At 51.0% G+C, this 9,125-nt stretch carries 10 protein-coding genes, 1 tRNA gene and 2 pseudogenes; 11 read left to right on the forward strand and 2 right to left on the reverse strand.

Annotated elements, in window-relative coordinates:
* The first annotated feature begins 20 nt into the window (after positions 1 to 20).
* From rimM to AWJ19_RS17320, 4 genes are all read left to right on the forward strand, one after another.
* Positions 21 to 545 carry a ribosome maturation factor RimM gene (rimM, locus tag AWJ19_RS17310; RefSeq protein WP_068725594.1) on the forward strand — a complete coding sequence of 175 codons (525 nt, stop codon included), beginning with the start codon at positions 21 to 23 and terminating at the stop codon, positions 543 to 545.
* On the forward strand, positions 545 to 1,408 hold the full coding sequence (gene trmD, locus AWJ19_RS17315; RefSeq protein ID WP_068725624.1) for a tRNA (guanosine(37)-N1)-methyltransferase TrmD: 864 nt from the start codon (positions 545 to 547) through the stop codon (positions 1,406 to 1,408). The genes rimM and trmD overlap by 1 nt, the downstream gene beginning before the upstream one ends.
* Positions 1,409 to 1,662: 254 nt before the next feature.
* Positions 1,663 to 1,791 carry a hypothetical protein gene (locus AWJ19_RS37365; protein WP_260509852.1) on the forward strand — a complete coding sequence of 43 codons (129 nt, stop codon included), beginning with the start codon at positions 1,663 to 1,665 and terminating at the stop codon, positions 1,789 to 1,791.
* Between the two features lie 426 nt (positions 1,792 to 2,217).
* Positions 2,218 to 2,291, forward strand: a tRNA-Pro gene (locus tag AWJ19_RS17320).
* Between the two features lie 66 nt (positions 2,292 to 2,357).
* On the opposite strand, the gene AWJ19_RS17325 is transcribed toward AWJ19_RS17320, so the two are convergent.
* Positions 2,358 to 2,546, reverse strand: a complete 189-nt coding sequence (locus AWJ19_RS17325) for a hypothetical protein (protein WP_068725595.1) — start codon at positions 2,544 to 2,546, stop codon at positions 2,358 to 2,360.
* A 254-nt stretch (positions 2,547 to 2,800) separates the two neighbouring features.
* Here AWJ19_RS17325 and AWJ19_RS17330 point away from each other — a divergent pair, with 254 nt between their 5' ends.
* Positions 2,801 to 3,049, forward strand: coding sequence for a hypothetical protein (locus AWJ19_RS17330; RefSeq protein ID WP_068725597.1), 249 nt, complete (start codon positions 2,801 to 2,803; stop codon positions 3,047 to 3,049).
* 73 nt (positions 3,050 to 3,122) lie between these two features.
* Here the strand turns inward: AWJ19_RS17330 and AWJ19_RS17335 are convergent, their stop codons facing one another.
* The gene (locus AWJ19_RS17335) at positions 3,123 to 4,106 is read right to left on the reverse strand and encodes a hypothetical protein (protein WP_068725598.1); all 984 of its coding nucleotides are present in this window, start codon (positions 4,104 to 4,106) and stop codon (positions 3,123 to 3,125) included.
* Positions 4,107 to 4,357: 251 nt separating this feature from the next.
* Between AWJ19_RS17335 and AWJ19_RS17340 the strand changes: the two genes are divergently transcribed.
* The 6 genes and pseudogenes from AWJ19_RS17340 to AWJ19_RS35265 form a co-directional block, all read left to right on the forward strand.
* Complete coding sequence (locus AWJ19_RS17340) at positions 4,358 to 4,645, forward strand: hypothetical protein (RefSeq protein WP_128083629.1); 288 nt, start codon at positions 4,358 to 4,360, stop codon at positions 4,643 to 4,645.
* Positions 4,646 to 4,794: 149 nt separating this feature from the next.
* Complete coding sequence (gene rplS / locus AWJ19_RS17345) at positions 4,795 to 5,139, forward strand: 50S ribosomal protein L19 (protein WP_042128973.1); 345 nt, start codon at positions 4,795 to 4,797, stop codon at positions 5,137 to 5,139.
* A 300-nt stretch (positions 5,140 to 5,439) separates the two neighbouring features.
* Positions 5,440 to 5,982: a signal peptidase I gene (gene lepB / locus AWJ19_RS17350; protein WP_347231125.1), complete on the forward strand. Its 543-nt coding sequence runs from the start codon at positions 5,440 to 5,442 to the stop codon at positions 5,980 to 5,982.
* A gap of 34 nt (positions 5,983 to 6,016) precedes the next feature.
* Positions 6,017 to 6,876 (forward strand): annotated as a pseudogene (gene ylqF / locus AWJ19_RS17355) (ribosome biogenesis GTPase YlqF).
* 187 nt (positions 6,877 to 7,063) lie between these two features.
* Entirely contained in the window at positions 7,064 to 7,690 is a 627-nt protein-coding gene (locus AWJ19_RS17360; protein ID WP_068725602.1) for a ribonuclease HII, read from the forward strand.
* Between the two features lie 79 nt (positions 7,691 to 7,769).
* A pseudogene (locus AWJ19_RS35265) lies at positions 7,770 to 9,125 on the forward strand (hypothetical protein); the annotation flags it as partial.

The raw sequence follows: 9,125 nt of genomic DNA on the forward strand, positions 1-9,125 counted from the left end.
CCTTTAAAGGAGTGGATACAATGGCAGAAGAATTAACCGTAGGCAGGCTCGTTAACACACACGGCATCCGCGGAGAGATCAAAATTTTGTCGCATACCGACTTTCCGGAAGTGCGGTTTGCACCTGGTAAAAAGATGCTGGTCATTCCGGCGGACGGCAGCCCGAAATTCGAGGTTATTGTGGAATCGGCCAGAGAACATAAGGGCATGTATATTGCCAAGCTCAAGGGCTACACGAACATCAATCAGATCGAGAAGTATAAAGGCAGTCTGCTGAAGGTTCCCGGCGATGATCTGGTCGAGCTTCCGGAGAACGAATATTATTTCCATCAGATCGTCGGCTGTGAAGTCTATACCGATCAGGATGCGGACAAGCCGCTGGGTACAATTACAGATATTCTGCAGCCAGGCGCTAACGATGTCTGGGTAGTGAAGCCTGCCAAGGGGCAGGATATCCTGATCCCGGTTATTAATGATGTGGTGCTGGATGTGGATATTGCCGCCAAGAAGATTACCGTGCATCTGATGGAAGGGCTGCTGCCATGATGCGGATCGATGTGCTGACGCTTTTCCCGGAAATGTGTGAGGGCGTATTCAGCACAAGCATTCTGGGCAAGGCGCGCGACAAAGGCATCGTTTCCTTGAATGCGGTCAATTTTCGTGACTTCTCGGGCAACAAGCATAATACGGTGGATGATACGCCATACGGCGGAGGCGGAGGGATGGTGCTGAAGCCGGACCCCATCTTTGCAGCGGTGGAGCATGTGCTGGGTATTCCTCCGGTTACAGCAGAATCTGTGCGGGCCCAAGAAGCAGGTGCAGCAGAAGCGGGCGGTACAACAGGGACAGTTCAGGATATCGAAGAGCTGGCTGAAGAGGCTGAAGTTACTGCTGTGCCGGTTAAGCCGCGGATTATTCTCATGTGCCCGCAAGGGAAGACGTACAACCAGCAAATCGCCGAGGAACTGGCCATGGAGCAGCATCTGATCTTTATATGCGGTCATTATGAGGGCTATGACGAACGGATCAGAGAACATCTGGTGACTGATGAGCTGTCAATCGGGGATTATGTGCTGACGGGTGGAGAACTGCCAGCGCTGACGGTTATTGACTCTGTAGTACGGCTACAGCCGGGAGCGCTTGGCAATGAGACCTCGGCCATAACGGATTCGTTCAGCACCGGGCTGCTGGAGTATCCGCATTATACACGGCCTGCGGAATTCCGCGGCTGGAAGGTACCGGATATGCTGCTGAGCGGCCATCATGCCAATATTGAGCTGTGGCGGCGGGAGCAGGCTCTGCAGCGCACGCTGGAGCGCAGACCCGATCTGCTGGAGACGGCTGAGCTAACGGCGAAGGACAAGAAGACGCTGGAGGTGCTTAAGCAGCAGCGGCAAGGTAAGGCTTAAGCATATTTTGTAAAAGTAGTCATTTTTAACGTCTGTTTAACGTATATTACGTTGAGGAGGCGTTTTTTGTTATGTCCAGACGGGTATATAAATCTCAGCGGATCAGATGCAGGCCTGTGAGAGCAGACACAGAAGCTTCACAAAGAAATGCGAGCAAATGTGCGTTAACATCCTTATTTTAGGGTAATGAATAGAGGTGCCGCAGTACACCACTTTTACAGAAGCAGTTTAACTATCGAAAGGAATGAACACTAGTGACTACGAATACGCATGAACCACTCAAGCCTGACGTGGACACTGTCCACAAGGAAGCGGAGCCGCTCCGCACCGTTAACGATATTATTGAGTTTTATACAAACCGTAAATCGAAATTCTCCATTTGAATAACCTGGAGACAGGTTGAATAAAGGCAGGACAGGGTTTATCAAAAAACTTTTAAAGACGTACCCGGCGGGTGCAGCTTTAAAGTTTTTTTGTTGTGATTCGAGGGATTGCCGCAAAACATAAAAAAGACCGTCCGAAGACGGTCTCTCTACCCGAGGCGCTTTGTAAAACTGTGATCCGTATCCCGCGCCACCAAGGCTAAATCAATCAGCCGTTGGTCCGGGTAAGGGATACGTTCAGCATATCATGATAGATGTGAACGCACCTCCTTTCCTTGTGACAAGAGTATAGCACAGCCAAATCTGAAAATCTATAAAATTTAAACAATAATTTCAAATAATATTTTTGCAGAGAAAGAAAATTTTTCTTGAATGAAAACCCTTTCTGGAGTATATATAAATACAGGTGAAGAAATACATAGTCGTCGGGGTATAGCGCAGTCTGGTAGCGCGCACCCTTGGGGTGGGTGAGGCCGCAGGTTCAAATCCTGTTACTCCGATAAAAAACCGCTTCCTCAGGAATTAGCATCCTGGAGAAGCGGTTTTTGGTTTGTTGTAATGTCCGGCTACTCTATCGTATGCCGACTGCGTCTCAGCTGAACAATACCGGTAACCAGTGAATAGGTTCCCACAGCCAGCAGGGCAACAATGGCCCAGGTGTAATTGCGCACGCTATAGGTGAGGGACGCGAACATGATGAAGATGGCGATCCGGAGGACCCCTTCATTCATAAATTTTCTGCTTGCTGTGCTCATGATTCCTGCCTCCTCAAAGTCATTATAATAGTAGATGTACAAGTCCGTAAGCGTTTTACTATTTGTAATCATTATAAACCTTTTTGGCAGAAAAAGACACACTTTGTTCACAAGTACTTTATTTCACAATAAATTCACTTTGTAGTGCGATTTTCAAAAAAAAGATGCCTTCTACCGTATACCTGTACCCCTGCCGTTGCCGCAATATCACGTCCCTCATAAAATACAGCAAACGAAGGAGGAGGGATACTCTGGTGGAAGCTTATTACAACTGTCTGCACTGCAAAAACAAAAGAGTGCGTATCTTGACAACAGACGGAAAAAAGCATGAAGGAATCATCGTCGATGTTGACCAGAATAATGTGTATCTGAAAACCAAGGGTAACGGGCGGATGAAAACGTCGGCCTTTTATCCTGGCGGCTATTACGGCGGATATTACGGTTATGGCAGCGAAATATTAACCCTGAGCCTGTTCACTCTGCTGGCCATTGCGCTGATCTGACATCAAAAAAGCGGACTTCCCGGTATTCCGGGGCAGCCCGCTTTTTTTTATACATAAATGCTAATTATCCTGGCTACTGCTGAACAGAGATGGCTCCGATCTCCGTAGAGAGTGAGAGCATGGGGCCGCCCCCGTTGTAATCCTGCCTCCCGTCCGTTACTCCGCTAATGGCTCCAAGCTCGCTGTCAGCTTTAACAGTGCAGTTCAAACCGCCGGCGAGACTGGCTTTGATGGCACCGATTGTGCTGCTGGCTTTAAGGCTGCTGCCGCTTTCCATTCCCTCAAGGTCCAATACAATGCTTCCTGTTTCGGATTGTACTTTGGATTTGCCGGTAATTACCGCATCCTTAAGGGTGATGGTACCGACATCACTGGTAATATCAAAGCTGCCTTCAAGGCCGGTTGCTTCTATGGAGCCGACGTTATTGGTAATATCATAGGCTGTGACAATTTCAGGAACCTCAATTACATAATTGATGCTGAAATCGGAATGGCCGTATTCTCTTTGTGCCCATGTCCAGAGGTTTTTGTCAGGATTGTCTTTGGAATGGGCGGAGACGGTCAGCCTGCCGTTTTTATTTTCGATTGAAACCTCGGCGTTGTCCAAAATTTTGTGGTCTGTGTCACGGGTAAGCGGATTATGCGCGATGAGGGTTGCTGATACAGAAAGGGTGTCGCCCTTCCCGGGAATAAGCTCAATCTTGCCCACTGCATTGTCCAGCTGAAGTCTGGTAGACCCGCCCGCTGTAAGCGAGGTGGTAAGCTCCTGCCTCAGGCTGTTCTCATTAATCTGTTCCGCCGTTTCTGCTGCCGTTTCCTTAACAGCATCATGCACGTCGTCTGCCGCCTCGGCAATCTCCCTGCCAAGATCCTCTGCAGCAATGCCGGCGTCCAGACTTAGTGACTCGAAAAAACCTGCGCTGTTGCTGCCGGATAAGCTCTCTTCGAGCTGCTGGTCCGCAGCTTCCTTGCCCGGAAGCTCACGGCAGCCGGCAAGCAGAACAAGCGAGAATACTGTAACGGCAGCTATAATAGCTGTGTTATGTTTTTTTCTCAATGGTAACCCTCCTAGTGTAATCTCTGATTTGCTTATGTATAGTCATAAGTATATATTATGGTAAATAATTGAAGAACGGGCCGTAGACGGGTTGCTCACTGGACTAAAGTCGGGGGCTGTTAGACCAACTGTATCTCGAACTTTTTTTATGGTAAAATAGCTAAAAGATGAACTGTCAAGTGCAGCGGAGCCAGCCGGCAGGAAAATTGCCAACCACGCAGTCAGTAAAGGTTAAGGGAGCGGATGAGCAAATGGGATATGCAGCGGTTTTTGTGGTATTGCTTGTTATTGTTGCTGTTTCTTTCAGATCCCGGAGCCGCAGCAGCAAGCCGGAGAGCCCGAAGCAGGGCGTGCCCAGCAATGTTATATCCATGGACAGACACCGCAAAGCCAAACAGAGTGCTGCCATACAGCCCTGTTCCTCGTGCAGGAAAAAGAACGGAAAGCTGATTTTTTATGCCCAGGATGACGGAAGTGTGGTCGGGCTATGCAAAGACTGCAAGGTGAAAGCGAAGAAGCGGGATATGATGCCGCTTTAACCTGAAAAACTCACTATTGCACAAGCCTATCTTTTATGATAATATTATTTCTGTTGTGTGGAATACGGTGGTCCGCTGCGGATAATGAGGGAGAGCTTGGGTCTCTCCGGAAGAGGCATGAACACCTGTACGGAAGGAGGAAGTCCTAAATGAATATCCTACAAGCTATTACACAAGAGCAACTTCGTAAAGATATCCCTAGTTTTCGTCCAGGTGATACTTTGAAGGTGCACGTAAAAGTTATCGAAGGAACTCGTGAACGGATCCAGTTGTTCGAAGGCGTTGTAATCAAACGTCGCGGCGGTGGAATCAGTGAGACTTTTACGGTTCGTAAAATCTCTTACGGTGTTGGTGTGGAAAGAACTTTCCCAATCAACTCGCCTAAGATCGAGAAAATTGAAGTGGCTCGTCGTGGTAAAGTTCGCCGTGCGAAACTGTACTATCTGCGTGAACTTCGCGGTAAAGCTGCAAGAATTAAAGAAATCCGTCGCTAGAATCAGCGGCAAAGAAAGGGGCTTGATTTCAAGCCCTTTTCTTTATTCTTACAGGCATCTCCGGCCCTTGTATACAAAGCCAGACTTTAACATAAATGCCTTAGGATCAGCTTCTTCCGAAAAGGCCTCCTGAAGGAGTATTCGTGGAGGAGTTTTTGGCAGAAGTTTTTTTGTTGTATATTGGAGGTATGGTGAGAGTAGCATAAAGAGAGGACGGTGAACTATGCAGCAGGATTTACAGCAGGGACAAGGAGAAACGGTGGACCCGGGCGGGCAGCCACCCCAGAAGCAAAAAATGAAGTGCTGGAATGGATCAAGGCCATAGCAATTGCACTGGTTCTGGTGGTCCTGATAAGATGGCTGTTGTTCAAGCCGTTTATTGTGGACGGGCCTTCGATGCAGCCGAATTTCCATACAGGTGAGCGGGTCATTGTGAATGAAATTTTATACGACATCCGTTCTCCGCAGCGCGGTGAGGTTATTGTGTTCCATGTGCCTTCCGAAGGCAGAGATTTTATTAAACGCGTTATTGCGGTAGCTGGAGATACGGTAAAGGTTGAAGGGGATGTTGTTACTGTTAACGGCGAACCGGTGGACGAAACGTATATCCAGGAGGCCATTGACGCCAGACATGCTATTAACTCCCTTTATAATAACAAGGACTTCCCGAATGAAGAGGTTCCGGACGGTACTGTACCTGAGGGTCATGTATTTGTAATGGGGGATAACCGTTCAGATAGTACAGACAGCCGGATGATCGGCTACGTGCCGCTTGACGATATTGTCGGCCGTGCAGATCTGATATTCTGGCCGATTCAGGATATTTCGATTATTAACCACTAAATGATGCTGACAAAAGTCAGAGGAGGTGACGGCTATGGCCATTCAATGGTTTCCCGGTCATATGACGAAGGCAAGACGGCAAATTGAAGATAAGCTGAAGCTGATTGATGTTGCGATTGAGCTGCTCGATTCCCGTCTGCCGCTTTCCAGCCGCAATCCGATGATTGACGATATTTTGCGGGATAAGCCAAGGCTGATTATTCTTAACAAAAGCGATCTTGCCGATCCTGAAGTGACACGTAAGTGGCTGGCATATTTCAGGGCTGAGGGGCATGTAGCCCATCCGGTGGATGCTTCCACAGGAACCGGCATAAAGGAAATTCCCGAACAGGTCAAGCTGCTTCTTAAGGAGAAGATTGACCGGCAGATTGCCAAGGGCATGAACCCGCGGGCGAACCGTGCGCTTATCGTCGGCATTCCGAATGTCGGCAAATCCACACTGATTAACAAGATGGCCGGACGCAACATCGCCCTTACCGGTGACCGCCCCGGTGTAACCAAAGGCCAGCAGTGGATCAAGACGGACGGCACACTCGAGCTGCTTGATACACCGGGAATTCTGTGGCCCAAGTTCGAGGATCAGGAAGTAGGTTACGTCTGGCGATCACCGGAGCGATTAAGGAAGAGGTTCTTAACGTTGAGGACATTGCTTACTACGCGGTAAAATATCTGATCAAGGATTACGGTTCACGCTTCCAGGAACGTTTCGGCATTGAGAAGCTTCCTGAGGATCTGGACAATCCGGATGAAATTGTGGCCGTTATGGAAGCGGTCGGACGCAAGCGCGGCTGTCTGATCAGCGGCGGCCGTGTCGATCTGGAGAAGGCTTCCCGGACACTGCTTCACGAGCTGCGCGCCGGCAAGCTGGGGACGTTCACACTGGAAACACCATAACAGGCAGATATTAAAGTGATGAGAGCCATCCAATCTATTGGGTGGCTTTTTTATGTTTTGGCCGGTGACAGGGGCGGGGAGTCCTGGATTATTTTATAAGCAGAAAGATGGATGACCCCGGAAGTCCTCTTGTGATAAGCTGGCAAATAGAGAAGGGCCTTAAAAAAGATATGGCGGTGGGAAATTGATGAGTAGCATAGATATGCTGAGTTTTGAAAAAGCGGGATGGGAACAGTCATACCGCAGGATTGCCGGAGTGGATGAAGTAGGCAGAGGCTGTCTGTTTGGCGATGTGGTGGCAGCAGCGGTAATTTTGCCGGAAGGCCTGATTATAGACGGGGTTGACGATTCGAAAAAGCTGACAGCGAAGAAGCGGGATGCGCTGTACGAGATCATTATGGAGCAGGCGCTGGCTGTCTGTGTAGGTCATGTGGAATCTGCAATAATTGATGAGATTAACATAAAGCAAGCCTCACGCCTGGCAATGAAAAAAGCGGTTGAGGGACTTGGTGAAGCTGCCGATTATCTGCTGGTTGATGCGGAAAAGGTGGATTTGCCGCTGCCGCAGCAGGCGATCATTAAAGGGGATGCTAACAGCCAGTCCATCGCTGCAGCATCGATTGTCGCCAAAGTGACCCGGGACCGGCTGTGTGAAGGGCTGTGGGAGGAGTTATATCCGGATTACGGCATCAAAATACATAAAGGCTATGCGACTAAGCTCCACCGGGAGCAAATCCTGTCACTGGGGCCAACCCCGATGCACCGGCGCAGCTTTATCGGAAAAATTCTGGCTGAGCAGCAGACCTTATTTTAAAGCGGCAACCTTTTATAAAATGGACGGTAAATGTCGATATAATTAAATATCAGAATATCAAGAGGGGAGGGAGTGCGGCATGAATATCGGGTCATTATTCCGCGGCCTGCTGGGTGACAGCAGACCCGGGGAGGCCAAGTCACTGGAGCTGAAGGAAGGTCAGGTTGTCCGGGGTGTGGTGCTGAGTGTTTCGGAATCCGGCAAGGAGGCAGTGGTGCAGATTCAGGGAACCCCTGTCCGTGCTGAGCTGGAAACACCGCTGGCACCGGGGCAGACAATGACACTCCAGGTCGCACCTCCGGGAGAAGGCGGCCTGCCGGTGCTAAAGGCGCTTTCGCCTGGTGAAGCTGCGCTGGTGTCTCCGCAAAGTATGGGCGAGGCGCTGGAATCACTGGGTCTCAAAGACGCGAAGGCCGGTAAAGAGATTGTAATAGCAATGCAGTCCGGAGGAATACCGCTGACCAAAGAAACCGCAGCCAAACTGGACGCGATTATGAACGCCAAGCCTCAGGGAGTACCGGCTTCGGAGTGGCTGGAGGCGGCTGTTCTCTCAGTGAAGCGCGGGCTGCCGGTAACCGCCGAGAGTGTGAAGGGCCTTCAGCAGGCAGTCTTTGGGCCAAAGCTGCATGAGCTGCTGTCAAAGCTTGAAACGGAGCTTGGTGTATGGGCACAGCAGGCAGGGGAGGCGGAGAGCGGAAAAGCTGGCGGTCCGGTTTTGAATAAGGGGGCGGGCGTTGCGGCAGTGGATCATACTGCCGGAACTGTAGTGGCTGGCAACCCGGCTGCAGAGCCGGAGGAAGCTGCCGGCATTGCCAAGACCGCAGCTTCGACTGCCGCTGCTGAGAGCGGCTCCCGCACAGCACCAGCGGGCACACAGGTGCCGGGTGCCGGAGCTGCTGATCATGCTGCGCGTGCAGCGGCGGGTAAAGCCGGAGAACTGGCAGTGGAGGATAATGCCGGGCATATGGCAGCGGATAACGAAGCCGGAGAGCCGGCAGCTGGTAAAGGATTGCCCGATAATGGTGCCGGAGCAACGGCGGCTGTTAAAGGAGCAACCGTCAAGGAATTGCCGGCTACTGGACCTGCAGCGGCTGGGACCCCACCTGCAGGAATGCCGGGAAATCCGGCAGCCCGGACCGGAGCAGAGGCTGCTGGTGCAGGCTTTAACCCGCAGTCTGCGGATGCAGAAGATGCTGCCACGGCAACTGGCGTGCCAGTCAAATCCGGGGCGACGGAAACAGCGGGTTTGCCAGGCGCTGCTGCCAAGGCCGGGAACACAGCGCCTGCCGGCACCGCCGGGAATACTGGAACAGCGGAGCCGCAGGCAATTGCCGGTGAGGATCCGGCGGATGCAGCTGCTAAGGGCGGCACGGCTCTGAAGAGTGCCGAGGCCCAGCCGGCACCTTCTGGCGCGGCTGCGCCCACCGGAGGCGCC

Origin of the sequence: Paenibacillus sp. DMB5, from assembly GCF_001517085.1 — a bacterium.
Lineage (GTDB): Bacteria > Bacillota > Bacilli > Paenibacillales > Paenibacillaceae > Paenibacillus_AQ.